A 23,219-nucleotide genomic window follows, 5' to 3' on the forward strand; every position below is an offset into this window, starting at 1 on the left:
TCGGTGCACCAGCAGAATACGACACCGCCATCGACACCAGCTACCAACACAACCTCGGCATCCAAAAAGGCTGGATCAAATAACCGCAACACGCCCGGAAAAGACACACTTTTCTTTACTTAACCCCACTTTTCTTTACTTAACCCCACTTTTCTTTACTTAACCCTGAAAAAAGCCCCAGTCTGTGACCCGCGTGGGGCCACTGACTGGGGCTATTTTTGGTCGGGATAACAGGATTTGAACCTGCGACCCCCTCGTCCCGAACGAGGTGCGCTACCAAGCTGCGCCATATCCCGGTCTGGAGCGGCACGTTAGTTCTGCGAACTGCGAGCAACCTCGCAAATGATGCAAAGCCAACGGCTGCAACTCGAACAACTATAGCCCGCAGAGGGGACAATTTTCAAAATGGCTGTATAGAGGGCATTTTCCTTTGCTTTCCTCTGTTATCCCTCTTCTTCTCTGCCGCTTATTCCGACGGCTTCTCCACGATGTGGATCAGTGTTGCCGACGGGCGGCAGAAGGTGCGGAAGGGCACATACTTCGAGTTACCCAACCCGTTGGTCACGTGCAGCCACATGCGCTCGGTCCAGCGAGATAGTCCACGCACACGGCTACGGTCGATGCCGCAGTTCGTCACGATGGCGCGCCCACCAGGCAGGCACAGTTGCCCACCGTGCGTGTGACCGCTCAGTACCAGCTGATATCCGTCAGCGGCGAAGTGGTCCAGAACGTGCGGTTCCGGGGAATGGCTGAGGCCGATGGCCAAGTCGGCGTCACTATTCGGACGACCAGCAATCTGCGAGTAGTCGTCGAGCTCGTGGTGAGGGTCGTCCACACCAGCGATGGCCAGCTTGATCTTTGCAGGGCTAGTAAGCGAACCCGTTGCCGCCGGGTCGATAGCGAACTCAACCGTGGCATTCGAGGCATCATGCCAGCCACGTTCGATAAAGGCGGCGCGCATCCCCTTCCAAGGCAGCTGCTCATCGGAAGGCTTGCGCTTCTTGCCAAGCAGATAAATGAAGGGGTTCACAGGGCGGGGCGCAAAATAGTCATTGCTGCCGAATACGAACACTCCTGGGCGTTCCAGTAGCGGACCGAGTGCACGGAGAACTCCCGGTACGCCCTCCTTTTCGCCCAGGTTGTCGCCGGTGTTGACCACCAGGTCAGGATCCAACTCGTCGAGTGCCGCAACCCATTCCTGCTTGTGGTGCTGCTTATCCAGCATGTGCAGGTCGCTTACGTGTAGCAACCGGAAGCTATCCCAATCAGCAGGTAGGGTGCCGGGCTCTAGCAACGGCACGGTGACCTCGTGGAGCTGGAACTTGAGGGTTTCTCTATATGACGCCGCAGATACTGCTACGCTAGCGGCTCCAAGTCCGGCCACGCACGCCAGCAGCCTGGCAGGAATTGAACGTTGCTTGTGGGGCTCGGCATTGGCATTGCGGGAGTTCTTTTTCACGTCTTCCAGAGTATCGCTTCGCGCTCTTTGGGGAAGGTGGTGGTCGGCCGGACGCTACTGGAACTGGCGCAGTAGATCGTTCAAATCGTTGAGCCCACGCTGAACTTCAGGCGGCAGGTTGATCTCTGGAGGTGGGGTGTTGGTCTGCGGCGACGCTGCGTTGTTTGTGCTGGTTCCGCCTCCGCCAGTGTTGGTTACGGGCGCGCCCCATTTACCGGGGTTCGTACCTGCATCGTACTTCTTGTTATAGGACGGGAGCTTGCCACCACCGTATTTGTTAATGACCGGCTTGGAGGTCTCGAAGAAGATCCGTGTCGGCTCGTTACCGCCGTAGAGGTTGCCATTGCCACATTGGCGTACAGGCGCCGTGCACAGATTCTTGGCAGTACCGCCGTCGTTGAAGATGTAGGAAGATCCAGCCCAGCCCGGGGTGAACCCTAAGAATGCGGCGGAGAAGCTGGTTTCCGTCGTGCCGGTCTTTGCGGATACAGGGGCGCTCCATCCCGTTGCGCGCGCAGAAGCGGCAGCTGTTCCGCCTTGTGCATCGCTTCCCATGCCGTTGGCCAGCGCATCCGCGATATCTTTATCGATGGCTTGCTCGCATTTCGCCTCTTCGAAATCCACCTTCTTGCCGTTGCGATCCTTGATGCCTAGCACGGGAAGTGGCTCGCACCAGCGGCCGTGATCGGCGAGGCTGGCGGCAACGTTGGAGAGCTCCAGTGGATCCACGGCAGTGGGACCCAAGACGAAGGAGCCAAGGTTATTGTCCTTGATGTACTCCTCCACAGAGTGCTCGCCGTCGAAACTGCCTTTTTCCTTATAGGAACGCAGCCCCAGTTTGATGGCGATATCCACAATGCGTTTCATCCCGACCTTCTCCGCCATCTCGACGAAAGGCGTATTCGGACTTGTCGCTAGCGCTTCTTTTAGAGTCATGTTCGGCTTGTAGGAGCCAGCGTTTTCCACGCAGTACTTGCCTGGCGGGCAGCCGCGAGCACCACCTGCACCCATGCCTTCGACCTCCGCTCGGGCAGGAACGGCGAGGTTAGTGTTCAACCCCATGCCGTCTTCCATTGCAGCTGCCGCGGCAAAGATCTTGAAAACGGATCCGGCGCCGTGGCCCTGCATAGAGTGCGTCAGTGGTAGCACAGTCTGCTGCTTGTCCTGATTCAACCCGTACTTGCGCGAGGAAGCCATGGCTAGAACTTGGTGCATGCCGTCCTTGGGAGCCAAGTAGTCGGTAGCCGCCGATACACCCTCCTGAGTCGGTGACACTTTGCTGCGTGCCGCCTTCTCTGCGCTCTTCTGTGCCTGCGGATCCAGTGTGGTGCGAATGGTGTATCCGCCCTTTGTGATTTCGTCCTTAGGAATGCCCTTCTTGTCCAGGTATTCCAGAACGTAGTCGCAGAAGAACCCGCTTCCGCCTGCGCCGATACAGCCGTTAGTTGGGATCTTGGGGGCCTTCAGCACGCCCAGCGGCTTCTTAGCGAGAGCATCTGCCTCGCTCCGCGAGAGAGTCTTGGAATTCACACGCGCCTGGAGCACGGCGTTGCGTCGATCCTTTGCGCCATCGGGGTTCGTATACGGATCCAGGGCGCTAGTCGACTGCACAATTCCGGCGAGGAATGCCGCTTGGTTATCGTTCAGATCTGCCGCGTTGACGCCGAAGTAGGTCTGTGCCGCAGCCTGAACGCCAAAAGCACTGTTGCCGAAGGAAACCAGGTTGAGATAGCGAGTCAGGATCTCGTCCTTCGTCAGTTTCCTATCTAGCTGGCCGGCCATCTTCATTTCGCGCAACTTACGCGGCAGAGAAGTCTCGATCGCTTCCGCTGCCTGGTCCTCGTTTTCCGCCGAGATCAGCCACAGATAGTTCTTCACATACTGCTGATTGATCGTCGATGCGCCCTCGGAGACCCCACCACTGGAGATATTTGCCACCGCTGCGCGCAGGGTGCCACGGATATCCACGCCTTCGTGTTCATAGAAGCGCCGGTCTTCAATAGCGACAATGCTGTCTTTCATCGCCTGTGAAATCTTGTCCGATGGCACTTCGGTGCGGTTTTGGTTGTACACCCAGGCAATGGTTTTGCCATTCCGATCTGTGATCCGCGAGCGGAGCGGAACGGTGTTGTTCTCCGAAATGTCTTTCACATTGGAGTTCATCGTGTCCGTGCTGGCGTTAACCACCCAGCCGCCGGCCCCGGCAAACGGCAGGATGGCTGCAGCGAGCAGCACGCCACCGGCCAGGATGGCGAGGAATAGTCTTAGAAATGCCTTCGGTGCTTCCACGCGTATCACCATAACCCACGCCCCGGACAACCCTCCGCCCCTTTCTTTTTGACGCCTACATTCCAGCTGTCGGGGGTGATCCTTGAACTCTTGCATATACGCATTTCGTGGGGGAGGAGCGCAGTGCAGTGCAGGATAGGAAGTTCGCTAGTTTGTGATGTGCGACACGTTTTACTGATAGTGCTGACCAGCGGGATCGTGAGGGCGTCAAAAGAAAAGCGCTTTGCGCAGTGTGTGATGTGGGAGGTTTTCCCTGGTTAATTGAATCCCTACTCGACAAGTGTCGCGTGGATATCAATTACCCCCAAAATGTGATGTATTCGACACTTCTAAAAACGTGTGAATAAAATTACTACTACAGCAAGCCTCATATGGCAGTTGGTGGTAAGAAACGACAACCGACGCACAAGGAGCGACGGCCACCCTGCCGAAAGGCACGTTTCGGAGGAGAAAATGACTGCATCGCTCGCCCACACAAAGGTCAGCAACGGTTCGAAGCCGACCTGCCAGCCTGCCGAACAAATCACGACCCGCGAGTCTTTCAATAATCGCGGCGAGTGGATTACCCAGGCGCACTGCCGCAACGTGGATCCGGACGAGTTGTTTGTAAAGGGTGCAGCTCAGCGCAAGGCCGTAGCTATCTGCCGCCACTGCCCTGTAGTGCTGCAGTGCCGTGCTGATGCACTGGATAACAAGGTGGAGTTCGGCGTGTGGGGTGGCATGACCGAGCGTCAGCGCCGCGCCCTGCTGCGCAAGCACCCCGAGATCACCAGCTGGGCAGACTTCTTCGCCGGCCAGCTGGAAGCAGCTAAAGCAGCTAAGTAAACCGCCGAACCGCTAAGGTGGTGGCCATGACTAACTGGGAATACGTAACCGTACCGCTGCTTACTCACGCGACGAAGCAGATCCTCGACAACTGGGGCCAGGATGGATGGGAGCTCGTTTCCGTGCTGCCCGGACCGACCGGCGAGCAGCACGTCGCCTACATGAAGCGCCCCCTGGAGCAGTAACCATGGCGCAGCAGAACTTCCGTTCCAAGCTCGAAGAGCTCGGCCTGCAGCTCCCACCGGTGGCCGCACCCGTCGCCGCCTACGTCCCCGCTGTGCGCAGCGGCAACCTCGTCTACACCTCCGGACAATTGCCTTTCGTAGACGGTAGCCTGCCTGTCACTGGCGTGGTCGGCGCGGATGTCACTGAGGCGCAAGCCTATGACGCCGCCCGTACAGCTGCACTAAACGCCATTGCCGCGATCGATGATCTGGTGGGAATCGAAAACATTGAACGAATTGTAAAGGTCAATGGTTTTGTTGCCTCCACCGCCGGCTTTGGTGGCCAGCCCGGCGTAGTCAATGGCGCTTCCGAGCTGCTGGGAGAGATCTTCGGCGAGGCGGGAGTGCATGCTCGCGCAGCTGTCGGCGTGGCCGCACTGCCGCTGAACGCCCCCGTAGAGGTAGAAATCATCGCGCAGATCAGCGCATAGTTTGTAGGTTCGTTCTACACTGGGAGGCATGGAGCACCCCGCTTATAGCCAACTACGTCCCGTAACCCCGAACATCGGTGTCGTCCTCGCACCGAACCCCAGCTATGCAGCCTTGGAAGGCACGAACTCCTGGGTAATCAAGGGAGAAAACGACACAGTATCTGTTGTGGTGGATCCGGGTCCGCAGGATGAGGGCCACCTGAACGTACTCAACACTAAGGCCACCGATGGTGGCGCGGAGATCGGCGCTGTGCTGTTGACACACCGCCACGCGGATCACGCCAATGGAGCTCAGCGCTTCCGCCAGATTTCTGGCGCTCCGATCCGTGCCTTCGACAAGCAGTACTGCATCGCTGGTGAGGAGCTGAAGGATGGGGAGATTATCTCCTTCGAGGGCCTGACCCCTACCATCGAGGTCGTTCACTGCCCCGGCCACACCTCTGACTGCGTGGCTTTCTTTATCCACTCCAACGGCGGTACTGATGATTCCGACGTAGAAGGCATCATCACTGGCGATACGCTGGCAGGTCGTCACACCACTATGATCTCCGAAACTGATGGTGATCTGGGCGCTTACCTGGAAACGCTGGCCAAGCTGCGCGAGCGTGGCCAGGATAAGCCTCTGCTGCCAGGACACGGCCCGGATCAGCCGGATCTAGCTGCCGTGGCACAGAAGTACATCGACCGTCGTGAACAGCGCCTGGAGCAGGTCAAGGCTGCCCTAAAGAAGCTGGGCGATGATGCTTCGGTCAATGAGATCGTGGACGAGATTTACACGGACGTCGATCCGGTGCTGCGTGACGCTGCGGCACAGTCCACTCGCGTGACGCTGCGTTTCCTGCGCGGTGACGAGAACTAACACGACGAACGCTAACTCGTAACTGAACGAAAGCAAGCCCCGCTAGAACTCCTAGGAGGATTTCTAGCGGGGCTTTTGTTTTTACCCCAGTGGGCTAAAAGTTGCCTTTAGCGGGCGCGCTTAGCCAGACGCTCGGTGTCGGAGATCAGCACCGACTTTCCTTCCAGACGGATCCAACCGCGGTGGGCGAACTCGGCCAAAGCCTTGTTCACGGTCTCGCGGGACGCGCCGACCAGCTGGGCGATCTCTTCTTGCGTGAGGTCGTGGTGGACGCGAAGAGCGGTGCCTTCTTGGGTGCCGAAGCGGTTCGCCAACTGCAGCAGAGCCTTGGCCACGCGACCGGGAACATCGGTGAAGATAAGATCAGCCAGGGAGTTGTTGGTGCGGCGCAGACGGCGGGCAAGCACACGCAGCAGCTGCTCTGCAATCTCCGGGTGCTCGCTGATCCAGTTGTGCAGCATGGTGGAATCCATCGACGCCGCGTGCAGCTCCGTCACGCAGACAGCGGAGGAAGTGCGAGGACCGGGATCGAAGATGGACAACTCGCCGAACATGTCGGAAGGTCCCATAACGGTCAGCAGGTTCTCACGTCCATCAACGGAGTGGCGGGCGAGCTTCACCTTGCCGCTGATAATGATGTACAGCTGGTCTCCCGGCTCACCTTCGTCGAAGATAGTGGTGCCACGAGGAAACTTGACGGTATCCAGTTGTTCGATGAGGGTACGCACGGCGGTGGGTTCAACACCCTGGAAGATGCCTGCCCTCGATAGTATTTCGGATACTTCTGCCATCCCTTGTTTCACTTCCGTTTCTGGCATTGCGGTGGCTGGGGTGAACCACCTCGCGTACATCTAGAGAAAAATATGTATCGTTCGTCTCTTCTGTTAGAGCATACCCAACTATGTCACAGCGCAATTCCACGGGAAGGTACATTTAAGAATATTATTGGCTGCCGTTTCCGACTGCGGAACGAGTATCCTCGCTGTTTTTAAGTTCCTTCCTTCAGCCCTCGACATTCTAAAGGTTTTATGTCCCTCCCGTCTTCCCCACGAACCTCCCAGAATACAAACCAGAAGAGATCCCAGAAGCAACCGATTCCGCCAACCCTGCCGCGTATCGGCGCTCATATTGCTGCGAAGGGCGAGGAAACCCCGTTAGGCCGCAAGCGTCGTGCGCGCAAAATCAACCGCGCTCTCGCCGAGGCCTACCCGGGGGCACACTGCGAGTTGGACTTCCAAAATCCCCTTGAGCTGCTGGTTGCCACCGTCCTTTCCGCACAGTGCACCGACAAACGCGTCAATGCCGTCACCCCGGCTCTGTTCCGTCGCTATCCCACCGCTGTTGATTACGCAGAGGCGAACATCGAGGACGTCGAACAGATCATCAAGTCCACCGGGTTCTACCGCTCAAAAGCCAAGAGTATTGTCGGCCTGGCCCAGGCAATCGAGGACAACCATGGCGGGGAGGTTCCCGGAACTCTCGAAGAACTGGTCAAACTCCCCGGGGTGGGGCGAAAGACTGCAAACGTGGTGCTCGGCAACGCTTTCGGAGTGCCGGGTATTACGGTGGATACCCACCTTGGTCGCCTGGCACGCCGCTGGAAACTCACGGAGCACGAGGATCCTGTGCAAGTCGAACGCGACCTTATGGAACTCATCGAACGCAAGGAATGGACCCTTTTCTCGCACCGGGCGATATTCCATGGCCGTCGTATCTGCCATTCGCGCCGCGCAGCGTGTGGAGCCTGCTTCCTCGCCCGCCAGTGCCCAAGCTTCGGGGTGGCGGGGCCAGCTGACCCGGAGGTGGCGTCAAAAATGATTAAGTCCGATGACCGCGACCACCTGCTGGGCATTGCCGGATTCTAACCGGTACGACGAACAGGCCGGGTACACTGACTTTTTGTTATGTCTGCACCTGCCGAACACTCTCCTCGAACACGCGCGATCATTATTGCCGTCACACTGGTCGTTGGCATCGCCATTGCGTGCCTGCCGCTCATTGCAGCGCTGCGCGAGGACGCTCCGGACGATGCAGGTGCGACTAGTTCTGCCATGGGGGAGGACGCCCCCTCAGCGCCAGCGACCAACGGGCCTGTCGAGGTAGCGCAGAAAGTACGCTGCCCGGAAGGTGCAGGCAAAGATGCAGGGAAAGCACAGCTCAGTCCCAATGCGGAGCTGCGGGATGTGCGCCTACCGTGTTTGACTAATGGCGAAGGCGATGGCGCAGAAACCTCGCTGGCCGAGCAGCTGGCCGGAAAGCCCACGGTGGTCAACGTCTGGGCCTGGTGGTGCGCTCCCTGCCGTGAGGAGTTGCCGACGATTCAACAGCTAGCGGACAAGCACCCCGAGTGGAATGTCGTCGGCGTGCATCTGGATGCCAAGGCACAGGCAGGTGCCGATATGCTACGCGACCTGGGCGTAGATACTTTGCCGAGTTACCAGGATTCCAACCACACCTTCGACTCTGCAGCGAACCTGCCAAAAGTCGTGCCACTAACCGTGGTCTACAACCCGGACGGCACCCGCGCGCGGTTATATGCGCAGACTTTCCATGGTGCCGAAGAGCTAGAAGAGGCGGTGCAAAAAGCCCTATGACGCACCCGCACAAGCAACTTCAACAGTGGCTTACAAATATAGACATCCAACCGAAATTACCTTCTGACCTGCCCGAATGGCTGCGTGAATTTGCCCGCGACTGTCGCGAAGTGGACATCCACCAGTACCTGAATGACTCCGCTCGGATCGTGCCAGAGACGGACGACCAAGGTCGCCCTCCGCGCTATTCGGCGGTGCTGGTTCTGCTTTCTGGTGACGCCGACTTCCGCCGCCCTGCTGGAACCACAGGCAGACAAGCCTTCCCCGCCGATGCAACCATGCTGTTGACACATCGCACACCGACCATGCGCAACCACAGTGGGCAGGTTGCCTTCCCCGGCGGGCGTGTGGAGGATGCCGATGCCGGGCCGATCGACACTGCCCTGCGAGAGGCGGAGGAGGAAACCAGTCTGGATCCGACGACGGTGGAGCCTTTCGCAATCTTGCAACCGATATATATTGCCCGCTCAAATTTTGCTGTGGTGCCTGTGGTGGCGTGGTGGCGTCAACCTCATAAGGTAAGCTGCCCCACAACCGAAAACGATTGGGTCGAACCCTTTCCCTTAAGTGAGCTGGTGAATCCGCAACGGCGTTTTGAGGTCGGCTTCGCTGGCTGGCGCGGACCGGCCTGGAACCTGCACATCGGTGCGGATAACCCGCTGGTGCTGTGGGGATTCACGGGAGGCGTGATCAATGCGCTGTTACAACGTGCGGGATGGGAAGAGCCTTGGTCCAGTGGTGGTGCTAGCGGCGCGGATGAGCCGTGGAACCTCTTTGAGACCCTTGCCGGATCCGCTAATGGCGAAGCGCTGAAAGAGATGCGGGAAGGGTTCGACCGAGCCAATGAATCAGGCAGAAACGGAGGCGCACCATGAGCGGAACCACGGGGTCGCTAACCCTCGATATTGTGCTGGTCTTTTTGTGCCTCGGCGCTCTGCTATCCGGTTATCGACAGGGCGGATTTAGCGCCGTACTGAGCTTTGCAGGCGTAATTCTGGGTGGGTTCTTCGGTGTAAAACTCGTGCCCTTGGCAGTGCACCTAGCGGAGGATAAAGCACCAGATAGTTACAGCGCCCGATTCTTCGCCGCGCTGCTCACCGTGACCGTGGTCGTGGTGGTGGGCTACGCAATCGGCTCGGGAGTAGGGGCGAGACTGCGGGACAAAATCCGCACCCGCGAGGCTTTGAGAGCAGAGTCCCTAGTGGGCGCGATTGTGCAGGTTTTTACGACTCTGCTGATCGTGTGGTTGATCCTTGTACCCATCGCTGCCGGCAATATCGGCGGTCTAGGGAAAGCCATTAGAGGCAGCAAGATTTTAAGCAGCGTGGGCAATGCTGCCCCGGCGTGGTTCAAACAGCTGCCTGCCCAGACGTCGCAGCTGATTAACGACTCGGGCTTCCCCATGATCGCCGATCCGATGGAGAACCTGCCTACCGCAGAGGTCGACCCGCCAGATAACGCGCTGATGCGCTCGCCGGCGGTGACAAACACACGCGATAGTGTGCTGCGCGTCGTCGGTGAGGCGGAAAAATGCAAACGCCTTCTGCAGGGCAGTGGTTGGGTGGTTGCCGAGGACACCGTGATGACGAATGCGCACGTGGTGGCGGGAACCAACAAGGTAACGCTCGCTACGAAGGACGGTCCGCATGAGGCTGAGGTTGTGTACTACAACCCGCAGGTGGATATCGCCCTGCTACATAGCGACAATCTGCCGTATGTGCCTATGAAGTGGGCTGAGGGAGAAGGCCAGCAAGGCCAAGACGCCATCGTGATGGGTTACCCGAACGGCGGTCCATTCAAGGCCTCGCCCGCACGAATCCGTGAAAAGTTCGTGGTCAGCGGGCCGAATATCTATGCTGACTCCCGTGTGGAGCGCGAAAGCTACTCACTGCGCGGTTCGGTGGTGCAGGGGAACTCCGGTGGCCCGCTGATCGATACCGATGGTCACGTGTTGGGGCTAGTGTTCGGTGCGGATATGAATGAGAAGGACACCGGCTACGCCCTGACTAGGGAAGAAGTAATGAGCCACGTTGGAGACGTGACCTCCCACCGCGGGCCCATCGAGACTGGCGCCTGCGTGGCGGACTAGCGGCTTTCGGCGCGCATGTGTTCGCGGAGGAGCTCCGCGATGCAGGGTGGATCTTCCACGTGGGGATAGTGCCCCACACCAAACAAGAGTTTGCGTTCCACAGCTTCGGCGCGCTGGGCGGACTTTGCCGCCAGGGCTTCGTCAAAGATGGGATCCATGCTGCCGTCGATAGCCAACAGAGGAACTGGGGTGGTGGCGGGGAAGGTCCGCTCAAACCTCATGCCCTCGGGGCGGAAGCGACTGCGGAACGGCCAGCGCAGATACTCACAGGACAAATGCGCGACCTTATCCACCTGCATGGCTTCGCGGCGGAGTGCGGCATTTGTGAAGTAGGCGTCCGTATCCCTAAACCCCGGGGCCACACCGGCCCTAAAGATCTTCTCGGCGGCCGCGGCGTTATCCGCCAAAAGCTTGCGCTCCGGAAGGCGCGGCAGCTGAGCGGAGAGAACCCGGCGGGCAAAATTCGGCTGTGAGAACGGCTGAGCCAGGATGCCACGGAAACGCAGCAACGGGTTAATGGAAGACAGAGTGACAAAGCTGCGGACACGTTCCGGGGTATGAGCCACGAGCGTCCACGCGACCATGCCACCGTAGCCATGGCCGACGACGGTGGCGGTCGTGTGCCCGAGGCCGCGGATCACCCCGGCCATGTCACTGGCGGCGGTGGTGAGGTCATAGCCGCGCGGGGTCTTATCCGAGCGACCATAGCCCCGCAGATCCACAGCGGCGAGGCGGAAGTGCTCACCAGCTAGCTGCTGCATCAGCGGATGCCAGTCGAAAGCACCCCCACCGAAGCCGTGGATGAAAAGTATAAGCGGCGCCTTGCGGGGGCCTTGTACGTCCACGCGAAGACGCACACCCCGCGAATGCACGAAAGTGGCATGCGGGGTGTGCGGATCTGAAGCGTGAGTGTCTTCGGACGTCATCTAAGGAGCGGCAGTTTAGGTGTACATTCCCGGCTGACGTGCAGAGGCGCTGTTCCTGCCCTTCTGCGGGATGACGGACTTAAGCTCTCCGACGGACTCGATGGTCTTCTCCGGCTTCTTAACACCCTTAACCTTCTTCAGACCGATTAGTGCCAGGATGGCCACCAGAACCAGCATGAATAGGAAGACGACTAGGAAAGCCGCCCAGCGCCACATGAAGGTATCCAGTACCTCGGCGATGGTGAAGAAGAGGAAGAAGGAGCTGTAGGCCAGAATCACGGCAGCTGCGCCGAACAGGCCAGCGCCGATGCCCGCCTTCTTAGCGGACGTAGCGATCTCGGTCTTTGCCAGCTCAACCTCAGAGCGGACGAGGGAGGAAACCTGTGCAGAGGCATCCTTCACCAGGTCGCTGATACTAGCCTGACCCTTGGCATGAGTATCCACATCGGACAGTGGAATAGCGTTGACCTGCGGGTTGAAGCTATCGCGGTCTGTGAACATGCCCTCGCGATCGTTGTTGCTCACTGTAAAACTCCTGTGGTTACACCTAATTGACTTCCCCTAGTTTGCCAGACCATGGCAAAGAATGCGCGCGCGGGTGCATTATTGTCTTAAATATGGATGACAAATCTGCGCACGACCCGCTCGCTGGACTAGCCGAATTGCCCGGAGTGCCGGAGGCTGTGGCTCAGACTAATGACCACCTGGCGCGGCTACATCGCCACCCTGCAAACCTACGTGGGTGGGATGTCACGGGAGCCGAAGCGGTGCTACGCGGAGCACGCGCCTCGGCGCAGCTGGATGGTGGATCACCGCGTCTGCCAGAGGATGGCCAGGTGGAGGATCCGATCCTGGCCGGCGCGTTGCGTGCCGCTGAGTTTTTGGCGCCGGACGGGATCACAGAAACAGTGACTACGTGGCGCCGCGCCCCGCTGCAGATCATCGCTCGCATCAATGCAGTTGCCAGCCCCCAAATGTCCGATCCTGCATTCCGTCAAAAAGCTGCAGGTGATGCGGAGTTTTTGGTACCGGGGCGCCCACGCCGTTCGACCGATGCACGCCTGCAGCTGCTGGGGAAGTTCATTACGGGTGGCACCAAGGTGAATGCCACGGTGCTATCGGCAGTGATCCATGGTGAGCTGCTGACGTTGCGACCTTTTGCGGACGCCACCGGCGTGACCGCTCGTGCTTGTTCCCGTCTGGCGACCATCGCCACTGGCTTGGATCCGCGTGGTCTGGGTGTGCCGGAGGTGTGGTGGAACCGCAAGCGCGACGAGTATCTGGCTAAGGCCGAGGGGTTCGCCAGCGGCACCCCGGAGGGGGTGGCCGAGTGGATCGTTTTCCACGCCACGGGGCTATCCGAGGGGTCGCTGGAGGGTAAGTCGATCGCTGACGCCAAGCAGGGGTAGTGCGCTTGGGGGCGATTGAGGTTGCTTAGGCGTGTTTAGGCGTCCTCGTCGCGCCCGCGCCACCACATTGCAAGGCCAGTAGCGGCGATACCCAGCAGGGCGAGTGTGGCACCGGCGCCTGCAATAACTGCCGCCTGTGGGAACAGCGGTTCCGGGCGGTTGAACTGCTTGATCGGCCAGCTCTCTTCCGTAGCCCGCTTCTTTAGGGGGCGGTCCGGGTTCACGGCAACCGGGTTGCCCACCAGCTCCAGCATGGGGATGTCGGTGGCGGCGTCGGAATAGGCGTAGCTTTCGTCCAGGTCATAGCCGTGCTCGGCGACAAGTTCTCGGATGCGCTCGACTTTCGCGTGGCCTTTGTTGAAGTGCGTGACGGCGCCCGTGAACCGCCCGTCCTTTTCTTCTAGCTCGGTGGCAAAGAGGTGATCCACGCCCAGTTCCTTGGCGATGGGTTGCACCATGATGGACGCGGAGGCAGTGACGATGGCGATGCTGTGCCCTTGTTCGCGGTGCCATTCGATGAGTTCGCGCGCTTCGGCATAAATAAATGGAGTGATGACCTCTTGCAGTGCGTCTTGTGCGACCTGTCGCAGGGGTTCGGATTCACGGTCTTTAATGATCCTGGTCAGCGCTTCTTTTGTGGATTCTAGGCTGTCCTCGGAATGAGTCGTGAACATGTAATTGCCCAGCATGGCCATCATTTTCAGCACCTCGCCGGTATTCAGCAGGCCACGTTCGGCCATCGGGCGGCGGTAGGCCAGGGATGCCGACGTGTCGATGATCGTTTTATCGAGGTCGAAAATGGCCAGTACGCGCTTCTCGCCCGAGGTGTCGCGTGGTTCCTGGTGCTGAGTCACATTTGTCATTCTAATTACATTGCGACACTTATGTCACTCTCATCTTTCTGCGTTGCGGGTTATCCACAGGATCCAGACCCTTTTTTATGACGCCACCCCGACTTTTCCACAGCTCAGAAATCAGGGGTATACCTACGAGTCCGAAGCTGCGAGTCTTTGGTTCATGGGTGGAGCGAAGAGACAGAGAAAAAGAAAAACGCCGGCCGCGACAGAGTCGCTGCGACCCGTAATCATTGATATCGCTGATCCCCTGTGGAACAACGAGGCTCGCATGGTGGTTGCGGTGACCCGGCGACCAATGATTATTCACGACGGCACGGCGGAATCGACCGCGGAGCTCTTACAAGAACTGGACCGGAAAGACGGATTTGCCTGCCAGAACTCTGCGATTGTTCTGAGCGACAAGGAAAGCGAGCTCACCCGGCATCACTTGGTGCGAACCATCCGCGTGGATCGCCTGGAGCCCTCCCTGGATGCCGGGGGTGCGATGGTGTTAGCGGAGATGATCGGCTCGACAGACGCCCTGCGCATTGCGGTGAGCTCGGCGACCGGTGGTGCTGGATCAAGTTTGTTTGCGGCACAGTTGGCCTATTACATGTCCTGTGAAGGCAGGCCTGCGGTATTGGTGGACGCTGATCCCCACTCCTGTGGTTTGGATTTGGTGCTGGGCAAGGAACGGCGACCCGGCCTGACGCGTAACCAGATTCCCGCCGATTGTGATTTCGATCAGCTGCGCAGCCACCTGCTGATGCTGGGTTTCGACAGTGCAGGTGGAAAGAAGATCGATGCAGAAGGCGGGGCGGTACCCGTGATCTACGCTGACCGATATCCGACTTTCGGCGCGCACAGCGGCGGACGGGGGCTCGACATCGGGCAGATCGCGCACCTTATGCACGCTGACGACCTAGTCGTGGATTGCGGACGCAGCCTGCCAGTGGCTGATAGTGCGAGTGCAGGGTGGTCAGAACAGTGGGGCGCAGCGGAGCCCGACGTTCACGTACTTGTGGCTCCATTGACCATCCAGGGTGTGACAGCCGCCGGTGCGTTGCGTAACCGGATGCTCGAAAACGACCGGGCGCAACCACTGATAGTCCTCCGTGAGATCCCTGGTGCATCGACCTCTGTGGCCGTCGCCGCGATGATGCTGGATGAGGTTCCCGTGGCTGTTATTCGGCACGATACTCACTGCACGCCGGCGTTGGATAGGGGAGAGGCTGAGTACTGGATCGAAAGCTCTTTGAAGAACGACCGGGTTCGTGGGCCGGTGCGTGAGGTATGGGAGAAGATCCTGCGCATCGTTGGCGAATGTGCACTGCCGCTAGCCAGTTAGTGGTCTCAAAGAAAGGGGGAGACGTGGGGGCGTCACGAAGAAAGAACACTGAGCTGAAGAAGCTTAAGAAACAGCAACAGCGAGAATCCGCGCGTAGTCTCCTCGCGATTGTGCGAGATGACCTGGCAGAACAAGGAATTAGCAGGCCGGACGAGCGAGACCTTTCGCAGAGTTTGCACTTGATCGGCAAAGCGAGCGTGGAGAATGTACGCACACTCCAGCGCGAGTTCAGTGGGCTGGGACCCCTGGCAGAGCCGCTGCAAGATCCGTTGGTGACGGACGTGGTGCTAAACGGTGATGGCAGCGTGTGGGCAGATCGTGGCGAGGGAATGCAGCGAGTTGACGGGGTGAACATCGGAGTAGAAGCAGCACGTGAACTGGCTGTTCGAATGGCAACAATGTGCGGGGAGAGACTGGATGAGGCAAGACCATTTGCAGACGGGGTGCTGCGCGAGCTGCCGCCGGACGTGGCTGCTCAGACGATCCGTATACATACCTTGCTGGCTCCTCCGGCAGCGGGAGGGAGCTGCATTAGCTTGCGTGCGATCACCGGGCAGAAGAACAAGTTGGATGCGCTGGTTGCAAATGGACTGACGAGTCCGGATATGGCAGATGTGCTGCGGCGAATTGTGCGGGCGCGACGCAACATCCTGATTAGCGGCGGGACGGGTGCGGGAAAGACCACCCTGTTGGCGGCGTTGTTGGCGGAGGTGGCGCGCGATCAGCGGTTGATCGTGGTGGAGGATACCCCGGAGCTGCTGATCGACCATCCACATGTGGTGGCGCTAACCACCCGTGAGGGCAATGCGGAGGGTGCGGGTGCGATCTCCATGACTGCATTGGTGAAGCAGAGTCTGCGGATGCGGCCGGATCGCATCGTGGTGGGGGAGATTCGTGGCCCGGAGGTGGCAGATTTGCTGGTGGCGCTCAATACCGGGCATGCGGGCAGTGCAGGAACCATCCATGCTAACGATCCGGCGAGCGTTCCCGGACGGTTGGAAGCGTTGGGTGCGATGGCTGGCCTGGATCGGATGGCTCTTTCGCGCCAGGCGATCGACGGGATTGATGTGGTGCTGCACGTTTCCCGCACGGAGAAGGGCCGGCGACTAACGCACATCGCGCGATTGGTCGGGGATGAACGGGCACGCATCGAAGTGCTGTGGCAGCGGCGGGGTGGGCAAGAATGTGTGCCGGAGGGTTTTAAGGAGTTCTGCGATGAACTGGGCTGAGGGAACGCTCATGATCTCCGTTTTGGCGGTCGTTGCGGCAGCGCTGATGGTCGCTTTTACGTTGAAGATCGTGATCGGGCGTGTGCTGAAAACCCGCCGACACATGAAGACTTTGGCCGAGGTACGTGACGCCGTGGATGCCATTGCTCGCGAGGTGATGGCCGGCGGGCGACCATTGGATGCGGTTGAGCACGCCACGTCGGGGCTGAAGTCTGAGACTCTGCGTCGCGAGTTGGATGTTGCCTGTGTGAAGGTGCGCTTGGGAGCCGTGCCGGGCCCGGACATTGCGGGAGCAGAGGTGAAGGAGAGCGACGCCTCCAGTTTCTTCGCCCACCTTTTCAATATTTGGGGAATTTCCCACCGTCACGGTGTGGGGCTGGCTGGACTGGCACAGTCGCATGTTACCGACATAGATGCACAACTAGCCCACATTTCTAAGTCCACGTCCGCGACAGCGGGAGCACGACTGACGGTAACGGTGCTATTGGCATTACCGATCGGCGCGGTGGGATTGGGACAAAGTAGCGGGCTCGGCACTCTGAGCTTCCTGCTGACCAATGTGCTGGGGGTGCTGCTCTTTCTCACTGGGACTGGTCTGGTGTGCGCGGGCACTTTGTGGACGGAGCATCTCAGCGAATCACTGACTACATCGCCGCTGGGAGGAGTGGGTGTGCGGGCTGGACCGTCTAGCTCGACACCCATGGGGCCACTGGATGCTGCTCGCGCCCTCGATGTCACAGCCGCAGCACTACACGCCGGAAAGGCGCTGCTACCTGCGTGGACGCTAGGGGTGGGACCGCTTGCCCAACAGGACGAAGGAACGCTCAGGCACGCTATGGCTCTCCTGCATCTCGGTGGAGGAGCCCAGGCGTGGCTCACTCTGGCTGACCATCCCCTGCTTGGGGCCATTGCCCGCCAAGCTGCACAGCAGACTCGCGCCGGAACATCACTGGCCGATGGAATGCACCAGCAGGCCGAACATCTCCGGCGCATTGCCGCAGACAAGGCAACTGCCGGAGCTGAAAAGGTCTTGATAGCTTTGGCGGCCCCGTTGACCCTCTGCTTCCTCCCAGCCTTCGTTTTTGTCGGCCTCATACCACTGGCCATTGGCATGGCTTCGTTATGAGGCTTTGGGAAGGGGAGATAGAGGTGTTCCTCAAATGACTACACCGACAACCGAAAAAGGGTGCGCGGACACTGCGACCCGGGAAGGAAAACTGACCATGACTACTTCGACTCTGACCACACCGACTCTGACCACATCAAACATTGAACACACCGCTTTCGAGCCGTGTGCCCATGTGCTCGCCAACGATCAGCTCAAGGCCGCGCCCGTAAAGACGGACCCCGCTTCGGGCGTAAACTGCGAATTCTCTGAACAAGTCAACCCACTCAGTAGTTGGTGGAACCAGATTATTGGTGCAATCTACTCTCGCTACACAGATGAAAAAGGGATGTCCACTATTGAGTACGCCCTTGGATGCGTTGCGGCGGCCGCTCTTGGCGCTCTCCTCTACACGGTCGTCACCTCGGACACCGTAGAGCAGGCACTCAGTGGAATCTTCGAGAAGGCGCTGAACACGAAGTAACCGAAGGGCTTAGGAACTGCCCACTTTCCGTCGTGCTCCCTTCGCGCGAGTCTGATCCGAATGGATCGGGCACGCAAGAGGGGTGACACCAAAACATAAATCAACATCCAAGAATATCCAGGAACACTGATGAACACAGTTGAAGGCGCCATCGCCTTGTCTGCCATGACTCTTGTCGCCGGAGGAGCCGCTGCGGGCTTAACCACCATGTCACAGGCGGCTACGGCACAATCACTCGCGCGGACAGTCGCCCGGGTCGAAGCGCGCGGCGGAGATGGGGTTGCTCTGGCTCGGCAGCTCGACGCCAACGCGAGCGTCTCTACTACTCGCGAAGGCAGTGCGGACTCGCCGCTTGTGCGGGTGAAAGTCTCCAAGGACGGGGCATTGTTCGACGTCTATGGTGAAGCCGTCACGATGGTGGAGCCTGACGAGGGATAAGGGGAGGCAGGGAACCAGTCCATGAGTACCGTGTACGGGGCGCTGATTACCCTCGGCATTCTTTCAATCGTTTCGCTTCTTGCCCTCGGTGCGGCGATGCTGGGGCATAAGGAACAGGCGAGCACCGCTGCCGATATGGCTGCACTATCGGCGGCCATGGCTGTTCAGGCTGGTGAGAATTCGCCGTGCGATACTGCCCGGAGCATTGCCGATGCAAATGGGGCGAACATGGAGAACTGTGAGGTCAAAGGAGAGTTTGTGACGGTGGAAGTTGTCACCCGTCCAGGCTCGAACTCCCGTATCCTTCCGCAGAAAGCGCAGGCCATGGCCGGGCCAGTGGAATAGGGAGTGGCCTAGGCCTTGCGGAAAAGATCGGCTAGGAACGGGGTGGAGTGCTGCTGCGATACGGGCACTGTCCCGCCATGGTCGGTGGGGTACCAGTGAACCTCGACACGCTTATTCCGGCTGCGCATGTCGCCGATAAATTGGTGGATCCACATGTCCGAGTTCAGCATGATGCCGATGGGAGTGGGAACGTCCTTATCCATGAAGCCATGGCCTAAGAAAACAGGTTTGTCGTAGCCAGTGGCGGGAGTCTGCATGAACGCGCGTAACGCATGCTCCAAACCCGGCACCTCGCGCAGTGGCTTCGAGAATGCGCGAGCCACATTTGTGCCCTTTAAGGCGGACGATAGCTCATGGTAACAGGATCCCTCGGCGGCCTTCACCATCCGCTTGCCCTCCGGGGTGAGCGCCGAATCGACATCGATGTTTGGGTTTGCCTCACGGAAAGCGGCGAGAATGTACATCGCATAAGTGTTCAAGCCAGCTGGTAGAGGAACAGGTGGGAAGGTTGGACTACCTGCCAACACAATTTCCTCGACATAGGCCGGGGCGCCCGTCGCGACTGTGCCTACAAAGTTCAGATTCGCCTCCTTGCTACGGCTCGTCGCGCGCAACGCAACGTGGAGAGCCGCGCCGCCGCCCTGAGACTGGCCAACAACTGCCCACTTGCGCGAAAGCTTCTGCTTCCGCTGCTTCACCACAGGTAGCCCCTGGGCGGCGATGACGGAATCCACAACGTTAGCTGCAGTGGACTTACCGTTGAGGTAGCTCATGAGACCATCGGTGCTCATCCCGGCATAGTCACTGGCTACGATGGCATAGCCCTGGTTCAGCCAGTGATTCAGATAATCCGTATCCCGCGCAGACCGCGGATTCATGGATGGGGTGCACTGATCTGCCAGCCCCACGGTCCCGTGAGCCCAGGCCAGTACGGGCCAGCCGCCCGCCGGAGGCTTGCCCTTAGGGAAGAACATCGCACCTGTGGAAGGGGCGACCGTGCCGTGCTGATTGGTTGTGGAATAGCTAAACCGGAATTGCTGCCCCGCCGCCGACAGCCCAACATTCGGGTCGAGGCGAACAGTGTTCATAAGTATTCCCGGTTTGGCGGGTACCTTGCCGATCTTCAGACCACTGTCGAAAGTAGCGCCCGCATAGGGGGCGGGAGTTCGCATGGCTTCCCCGCGGTTGACCAACGAAGCGGCGCTGGAATGCACCCCGGACGGTGCTAATGGCTGCGCTGCAGCAAGGCTAGTTGAACCGAAAGATACCGCTAGAGCTGTAACTCCGGCGATGGTTGCTGTGGCTCCGTTGCGCAAGCCAGAATGATTTTTGCCAACAAATGACTTCATGGGGGAAAGTATATGGTTAATACAACCTCCCCGTGTGGCGTCATAAAAACTGGCGAACTAACCCGCGGCATTGGCCAGTGCCCGCAGCAACGACACCGCACCTGCCTTAAACAGTGGATCGTTACCATTACCGCACTTCGGCGATTGCACGCAGGAAGGGCAGCCGGACTCGCACTCGCAAGTCTCCACGGTCTCGGCGGTGGCGGCCATCCACTCGGCAAAGCGAGCGAAGCCTTGCTCCGCAAAACCTGCGCCACCGGCATAACCGTCATAGACGAACACCGTTGGCAGCCCCGTATCTGCATGCAGGGCAGTGGACACCCCACCGATATCCCAACGGTCGCACGTCGCGATCAAAGGTAACAGGCCAATCGCCGCATGCTCTGCGGCGTGCAAAGTGCCCGGCCAGGTCGGCTCCGGCAGGCCCAGATCCAGTAGTAGATCTGGTTCCACTGTGTAAGCCACCGCGCGGGTACGCAAGGATTCCGGCGGCACATCCAGCGGCACGGTTTCTAGGATTTCGCCACCCGGCAAACGCTTCCGGTAGCCACTGACGGTGTGGGAAACCTCCACATCCACATCTGCCAGCCACACCCCATCGCAGATCTTGTGCGTGCCTCGAGTACGCCGCACCGTGATGTCCGTATCGCGGATCACCTGCGTGGTGTGCTCAGGAAACTCGGGGCGCACCCATGCTACGGATTCCTCTAAATTCAACAGCTGCACCACGAATGTCTCGCCCTGGTGCATATACACCGCCCCGGTGTGCACATCCGACGTCGCCCGCGACTCATCGACAGTGCCCAGCAGGCGCCCGGAATCGGCCTCCACGATCGCCACCTGCTTCGCCGCGCCCCGCGGATAGAGACCTGCGCATGCACCTGCTCGGCAGCCTGCAAGTCCGCAAAAATGCCCCGTGGTCTGCGCTTCAATACACCCCGGCGCAAAAGGTGCTCCACCACGCGCTCGGCACCCCAGCGGGTAACCTCCGCCTCCGACAGCGGCTTTTCCGCGGCTGCGCACACTACGTGGTCAGCCAGCACATAGGGGTTGCCCGGGTCAAAGACCGTGTTTTCCACGGGGCGATCCAGCAGAGCCTCTGGATGGTGCAGTAAATACGTATCCATCGGATCATCCGCGCCCACCAGCACCACCAGCGCGCCCTGGCCGCGCCTACCCGCACGCCCTGCCTGCTGCCGGAAACTCGCAATCGTGCCAGGGAAGCCACTGGTCACCACAACATCCAACCCGCCAACATCGATGCCCAGCTCGAGCGCATTCGTCGAGGCGATTCCCAACAGCTCACCATTATCAAAACGCCGCTCTAGTTCACGGCGATCCTCCGGGGTGTAGCCCGCCCGGTATGCTGCCACCCGCACCGCATCCGCACTGCGGCCCATCGCCCCCAGTTTCTCTGCAGCGGCGACGGACACCACCTCCGCACCGCGCCGGGAACGTACGAATGTCAGCGTCCGCGCACCCTGGGCGATCGCCAGCGCCATTACATCTGCGGCCTCGGAGTTCGCGGCTCGCCGCACCGGCGCACCATTTTCTCCCTCAACTTCTGGCAGAAAACCCGGTTCCCATAGTGCGATGGTTCGCTCACCAGTGGGTGCGCCGTCTTGCGTCACCGCCACTACGTCCTCGCGACCCGTCAGTCGGCGGGCATGTGCTGCCGGATCCACGCTGGTCGCGGAAGCTAGCACAATCGTCGGCGACGTCCCGCATAGTCGCAGCAGTCGTCGTAGAACCATCGCTACGTGTGCACCGAACACACCGCGGTAGACGTGGCACTCGTCGATCACCACATAACGCAAGGTGCGCAGCAGTCGGCTCCACGACTGCGGATTCCCCAACATCGAGGCGTGCAGCATGTCCGGGTTCGTCACGATCACCCGTGCCTCGTCGCGGATCACCCTACGTGTCTCCGGCGGGGTATCGCCGTCGTACGTGGCTACCATGATGTCGTTTAAGTTCGCTGTGCCCGCACACATCTTGGCCAGTGCTGCCCGCTGATCCTGCGCCAGCGCCTTCGTCGGTGCGAGGTATAGAGCCGTCGCGGTGCTCGCTGTTGCCAGGTCGCTCAAAACGGCCAGCTGGTAGCCAAGGCTTTTTCCTGACGCCGTGCCGGTCGAAACCACCACATCCTGGCCCGCATGGGCGTGGGTAGCGGTCTCTACCTGGTGCGACCAGGGCGCGAAAATTCCCTGCTCGTGCAGGTATTCCACTAATGATTCGTCGGCCCATTCCGGCCACTTGGCTGTCTGCGATGGACGGGCGGGGATGGTGCGTGTGTGGGTGACCGTGGAGCGTGGAAACTCCGGCGTCAGGTCGTCCAGTAATTCCTCACCGAACGACGGCGCAGAGCTGGTGGCGTTGCTAGACCCAGAGCTGGGCGCAGTGCCGGACGAGGAATCGACGGCGGAACCAGAGGTAGGGGGCGTGAGCTCGGACATTAACGATAGTTCTAGACCCCATTAGGGGGTGGATACAAGTCAATTGTCCCCCGGATTCCGCACTCGTCTGATCGTTTGCTCCGTGGACATGGCAAACTGGCCAATGGTTTTTAAAATCCTCGGTACTTTTCCGCTCGCCTCGGCGTGAGGTGGGGTCTCGTTGGGTTTTAGCCGATTGGGTTGGAAACGAAGTATCTTCCGACCTCGGCGTTTGGTGGTCTCAGCAGACTTGCGCCGGACAGATTCAACAAGATAGGTAGAAATTCATGGCACAGGGAACCGTCAAGTGGTTCAACGCGGAGAAGGGCTTTGGCTTCATCGCCCCGGACGACGGATCTTCCGACGTCTTCGTCCACTACTCTGAGATCCAGGGCAGCGGCTTCCGCACCCTCGAGGAGAACCAGAAGGTTGAGTTCGAGGTTGGCGAGGGCGCTAAGGGGCCGCAGGCTCAGAACGTCACGGCTCTATAAGACCCACAGGGTTGAGCAAGCCCTCGCCTCGGCGCCTCGCGCGCCTGGCGGGGG

The 23,219-nt window shown here is 59.6% G+C and carries 23 protein-coding genes, 1 tRNA gene and 1 pseudogene; 16 read left to right on the forward strand and 9 right to left on the reverse strand.

Features of this window, described 5'->3' with window-relative positions:
• Positions 1-219 precede the first annotated feature (219 nt).
• The 3 genes from AC05K6_RS09415 to AC05K6_RS09425 form a co-directional block, all read right to left on the reverse strand.
• A tRNA-Pro gene (locus tag AC05K6_RS09415) sits at positions 220-296 on the reverse strand.
• Between the two features lie 170 nt (positions 297-466).
• On the reverse strand, positions 467-1,408 hold the full coding sequence (locus AC05K6_RS09420; RefSeq protein ID WP_448307854.1) for a metallophosphoesterase: 942 nt from the start codon (positions 1,406-1,408) through the stop codon (positions 467-469).
• A 105-nt stretch (positions 1,409-1,513) separates the two neighbouring features.
• Entirely contained in the window at positions 1,514-3,760 is a 2,247-nt protein-coding gene (locus AC05K6_RS09425; RefSeq protein ID WP_476728417.1) for a transglycosylase domain-containing protein, read from the reverse strand.
• A gap of 441 nt (positions 3,761-4,201) precedes the next feature.
• Here AC05K6_RS09425 and AC05K6_RS09430 point away from each other — a divergent pair, with 441 nt between their 5' ends.
• The 4 genes from AC05K6_RS09430 to AC05K6_RS09445 are packed head-to-tail and all read left to right on the forward strand — an operon-like array spanning position 4,202 to position 6,087.
• A complete protein-coding gene (locus AC05K6_RS09430) occupies positions 4,202-4,573 on the forward strand; it encodes a WhiB family transcriptional regulator (RefSeq protein WP_293790876.1) in 372 nt (123 codons plus the stop codon).
• A gap of 26 nt (positions 4,574-4,599) precedes the next feature.
• On the forward strand, positions 4,600-4,758 hold the full coding sequence (locus AC05K6_RS09435; RefSeq protein WP_011274258.1) for a DUF4177 domain-containing protein: 159 nt from the start codon (positions 4,600-4,602) through the stop codon (positions 4,756-4,758).
• 2 nt (positions 4,759-4,760) lie between these two features.
• Positions 4,761-5,228: a RidA family protein gene (locus tag AC05K6_RS09440; RefSeq protein WP_476728407.1), complete on the forward strand. Its 468-nt coding sequence runs from the start codon at positions 4,761-4,763 to the stop codon at positions 5,226-5,228.
• Positions 5,229-5,256: 28 nt separating this feature from the next.
• Positions 5,257-6,087 carry an MBL fold metallo-hydrolase gene (locus AC05K6_RS09445; protein WP_476728408.1) on the forward strand — a complete coding sequence of 277 codons (831 nt, stop codon included), beginning with the start codon at positions 5,257-5,259 and terminating at the stop codon, positions 6,085-6,087.
• A 107-nt stretch (positions 6,088-6,194) separates the two neighbouring features.
• Here the strand turns inward: AC05K6_RS09445 and glxR are convergent, their stop codons facing one another.
• Positions 6,195-6,878 (reverse strand): CRP-like cAMP-activated global transcriptional regulator GlxR, encoded by a 684-nt coding sequence (gene glxR, locus AC05K6_RS09450; RefSeq protein ID WP_293790873.1) that lies wholly within the window; start codon positions 6,876-6,878, stop codon positions 6,195-6,197.
• Between the two features lie 324 nt (positions 6,879-7,202).
• On the opposite strand from glxR, the gene nth reads away from it, so the two are divergent.
• The 4 genes from nth to AC05K6_RS09470 are packed head-to-tail and all read left to right on the forward strand — an operon-like array spanning position 7,203 to position 10,770.
• Positions 7,203-7,952, forward strand: a complete 750-nt coding sequence (gene nth, locus AC05K6_RS09455; protein WP_476728418.1) for an endonuclease III — start codon at positions 7,203-7,205, stop codon at positions 7,950-7,952.
• Between the two features lie 39 nt (positions 7,953-7,991).
• Positions 7,992-8,681 (forward strand): redoxin domain-containing protein, encoded by a 690-nt coding sequence (locus AC05K6_RS09460; protein WP_448307766.1) that lies wholly within the window; start codon positions 7,992-7,994, stop codon positions 8,679-8,681.
• Positions 8,678-9,556, forward strand: coding sequence for an NUDIX hydrolase (locus AC05K6_RS09465; RefSeq protein WP_448307767.1), 879 nt, complete (start codon positions 8,678-8,680; stop codon positions 9,554-9,556). The genes AC05K6_RS09460 and AC05K6_RS09465 overlap by 4 nt, the downstream gene beginning before the upstream one ends.
• On the forward strand, positions 9,553-10,770 hold the full coding sequence (locus AC05K6_RS09470) for a MarP family serine protease (RefSeq protein WP_448307768.1): 1,218 nt from the start codon (positions 9,553-9,555) through the stop codon (positions 10,768-10,770). The genes AC05K6_RS09465 and AC05K6_RS09470 overlap by 4 nt, the downstream gene beginning before the upstream one ends.
• Here the strand turns inward: AC05K6_RS09470 and AC05K6_RS09475 are convergent.
• Together AC05K6_RS09475 and AC05K6_RS09480 are read right to left on the reverse strand one after the other, a co-directional pair.
• Positions 10,767-11,696 (reverse strand): alpha/beta fold hydrolase, encoded by a 930-nt coding sequence (locus AC05K6_RS09475; protein ID WP_448307769.1) that lies wholly within the window; start codon positions 11,694-11,696, stop codon positions 10,767-10,769. The genes AC05K6_RS09470 and AC05K6_RS09475 overlap by 4 nt on opposite strands.
• A gap of 15 nt (positions 11,697-11,711) precedes the next feature.
• Positions 11,712-12,197 (reverse strand): phage holin family protein, encoded by a 486-nt coding sequence (locus AC05K6_RS09480; protein ID WP_293790920.1) that lies wholly within the window; start codon positions 12,195-12,197, stop codon positions 11,712-11,714.
• Between the two features lie 116 nt (positions 12,198-12,313).
• Between AC05K6_RS09480 and AC05K6_RS09485 the strand changes: the two genes are divergently transcribed.
• Complete coding sequence (locus AC05K6_RS09485; protein WP_293790867.1) at positions 12,314-13,105, forward strand: Fic family protein; 792 nt, start codon at positions 12,314-12,316, stop codon at positions 13,103-13,105.
• 35 nt (positions 13,106-13,140) lie between these two features.
• Here AC05K6_RS09485 and AC05K6_RS09490 read toward each other — a convergent pair whose 3' ends face one another.
• A complete protein-coding gene (locus tag AC05K6_RS09490; RefSeq protein ID WP_448307771.1) occupies positions 13,141-13,968 on the reverse strand; it encodes an HAD family hydrolase in 828 nt (275 codons plus the stop codon).
• 154 nt (positions 13,969-14,122) lie between these two features.
• On the opposite strand from AC05K6_RS09490, the gene AC05K6_RS09495 reads away from it, so the two are divergent.
• The 6 genes from AC05K6_RS09495 to AC05K6_RS09520 all read left to right on the forward strand — a co-directional run bounded on the left by AC05K6_RS09495 (position 14,123) and on the right by AC05K6_RS09520 (position 18,890).
• Positions 14,123-15,289 (forward strand): CpaE-like family protein, encoded by a 1,167-nt coding sequence (locus tag AC05K6_RS09495; RefSeq protein WP_448307772.1) that lies wholly within the window; start codon positions 14,123-14,125, stop codon positions 15,287-15,289.
• A 110-nt stretch (positions 15,290-15,399) separates the two neighbouring features.
• On the forward strand, positions 15,400-16,518 hold the full coding sequence (locus tag AC05K6_RS09500; protein ID WP_473964221.1) for a TadA family conjugal transfer-associated ATPase: 1,119 nt from the start codon (positions 15,400-15,402) through the stop codon (positions 16,516-16,518).
• Complete coding sequence (locus tag AC05K6_RS09505; protein ID WP_473964220.1) at positions 16,505-17,644, forward strand: type II secretion system F family protein; 1,140 nt, start codon at positions 16,505-16,507, stop codon at positions 17,642-17,644. Before AC05K6_RS09500 ends, AC05K6_RS09505 begins: the two co-directional genes overlap by 14 nt.
• Before the next feature lie 97 nt (positions 17,645-17,741).
• Positions 17,742-18,107 (forward strand): DUF4244 domain-containing protein, encoded by a 366-nt coding sequence (locus tag AC05K6_RS09510; RefSeq protein ID WP_448307775.1) that lies wholly within the window; start codon positions 17,742-17,744, stop codon positions 18,105-18,107.
• Positions 18,108-18,236: 129 nt separating this feature from the next.
• Positions 18,237-18,545 (forward strand): hypothetical protein, encoded by a 309-nt coding sequence (locus AC05K6_RS09515; protein ID WP_476728409.1) that lies wholly within the window; start codon positions 18,237-18,239, stop codon positions 18,543-18,545.
• A gap of 21 nt (positions 18,546-18,566) precedes the next feature.
• The gene (locus tag AC05K6_RS09520) at positions 18,567-18,890 is read left to right on the forward strand and encodes an Rv3654c family TadE-like protein (protein WP_476728410.1); all 324 of its coding nucleotides are present in this window, start codon (positions 18,567-18,569) and stop codon (positions 18,888-18,890) included.
• Positions 18,891-18,898: 8 nt separating this feature from the next.
• Here the strand turns inward: AC05K6_RS09520 and AC05K6_RS09525 are convergent, their stop codons facing one another.
• The gene (locus AC05K6_RS09525; protein WP_476728411.1) at positions 18,899-20,239 is read right to left on the reverse strand and encodes an alpha/beta hydrolase; all 1,341 of its coding nucleotides are present in this window, start codon (positions 20,237-20,239) and stop codon (positions 18,899-18,901) included.
• 57 nt (positions 20,240-20,296) lie between these two features.
• A pseudogene (locus tag AC05K6_RS09530) lies at positions 20,297-22,695 on the reverse strand (DEAD/DEAH box helicase).
• Between the two features lie 266 nt (positions 22,696-22,961).
• Here AC05K6_RS09530 and cspE point away from each other — a divergent pair.
• Positions 22,962-23,165 carry a transcription antiterminator/RNA stability regulator CspE gene (gene cspE, locus AC05K6_RS09535; RefSeq protein ID WP_293790858.1) on the forward strand — a complete coding sequence of 68 codons (204 nt, stop codon included), beginning with the start codon at positions 22,962-22,964 and terminating at the stop codon, positions 23,163-23,165.
• The last annotated feature ends 54 nt before the right edge of the window (positions 23,166-23,219 follow it).

This window comes from Corynebacterium sp. TUM25020 (assembly GCF_056388495.1).

Excerpts from the sequence above, each read along its gene's own strand:
- AC05K6_RS09435 (WP_011274258.1), top strand. The coding sequence starts at position 4,600 with ATGACTAACTGGGAATACGTAACCGTACCGCTGCTTACTCACGCGACG.
- AC05K6_RS09460 (WP_448307766.1), top strand. The coding sequence starts at position 7,992 with ATGTCTGCACCTGCCGAACACTCTCCTCGAACACGCGCGATCATTATT.
- AC05K6_RS09510 (WP_448307775.1), top strand. The coding sequence starts at position 17,742 with ATGACTACTTCGACTCTGACCACACCGACTCTGACCACATCAAACATT.
- AC05K6_RS09525 (WP_476728411.1), bottom strand. The coding sequence starts at position 20,239 with ATGAAGTCATTTGTTGGCAAAAATCATTCTGGCTTGCGCAACGGAGCC.
- AC05K6_RS09430 (WP_293790876.1), top strand. The coding sequence starts at position 4,202 with ATGACTGCATCGCTCGCCCACACAAAGGTCAGCAACGGTTCGAAGCCG.
- AC05K6_RS09520 (WP_476728410.1), top strand. The coding sequence starts at position 18,567 with ATGAGTACCGTGTACGGGGCGCTGATTACCCTCGGCATTCTTTCAATC.
- AC05K6_RS09425 (WP_476728417.1), bottom strand. The coding sequence starts at position 3,760 with ATGGTGATACGCGTGGAAGCACCGAAGGCATTTCTAAGACTATTCCTC.
- AC05K6_RS09465 (WP_448307767.1), top strand. The coding sequence starts at position 8,678 with ATGACGCACCCGCACAAGCAACTTCAACAGTGGCTTACAAATATAGAC.
- glxR (WP_293790873.1), bottom strand. The coding sequence starts at position 6,878 with ATGGCAGAAGTATCCGAAATACTATCGAGGGCAGGCATCTTCCAGGGT.
- AC05K6_RS09505 (WP_473964220.1), top strand. The coding sequence starts at position 16,505 with ATGAACTGGGCTGAGGGAACGCTCATGATCTCCGTTTTGGCGGTCGTT.
- AC05K6_RS09440 (WP_476728407.1), top strand. The coding sequence starts at position 4,761 with ATGGCGCAGCAGAACTTCCGTTCCAAGCTCGAAGAGCTCGGCCTGCAG.
- AC05K6_RS09485 (WP_293790867.1), top strand. The coding sequence starts at position 12,314 with ATGGATGACAAATCTGCGCACGACCCGCTCGCTGGACTAGCCGAATTG.
- AC05K6_RS09470 (WP_448307768.1), top strand. The coding sequence starts at position 9,553 with ATGAGCGGAACCACGGGGTCGCTAACCCTCGATATTGTGCTGGTCTTT.
- AC05K6_RS09475 (WP_448307769.1), bottom strand. The coding sequence starts at position 11,696 with ATGACGTCCGAAGACACTCACGCTTCAGATCCGCACACCCCGCATGCC.
- cspE (WP_293790858.1), top strand. The coding sequence starts at position 22,962 with ATGGCACAGGGAACCGTCAAGTGGTTCAACGCGGAGAAGGGCTTTGGC.
- AC05K6_RS09495 (WP_448307772.1), top strand. The coding sequence starts at position 14,123 with ATGGGTGGAGCGAAGAGACAGAGAAAAAGAAAAACGCCGGCCGCGACA.
- AC05K6_RS09515 (WP_476728409.1), top strand. The coding sequence starts at position 18,237 with ATGAACACAGTTGAAGGCGCCATCGCCTTGTCTGCCATGACTCTTGTC.
- AC05K6_RS09445 (WP_476728408.1), top strand. The coding sequence starts at position 5,257 with ATGGAGCACCCCGCTTATAGCCAACTACGTCCCGTAACCCCGAACATC.
- AC05K6_RS09480 (WP_293790920.1), bottom strand. The coding sequence starts at position 12,197 with ATGTTCACAGACCGCGATAGCTTCAACCCGCAGGTCAACGCTATTCCA.
- AC05K6_RS09490 (WP_448307771.1), bottom strand. The coding sequence starts at position 13,968 with ATGACAAATGTGACTCAGCACCAGGAACCACGCGACACCTCGGGCGAG.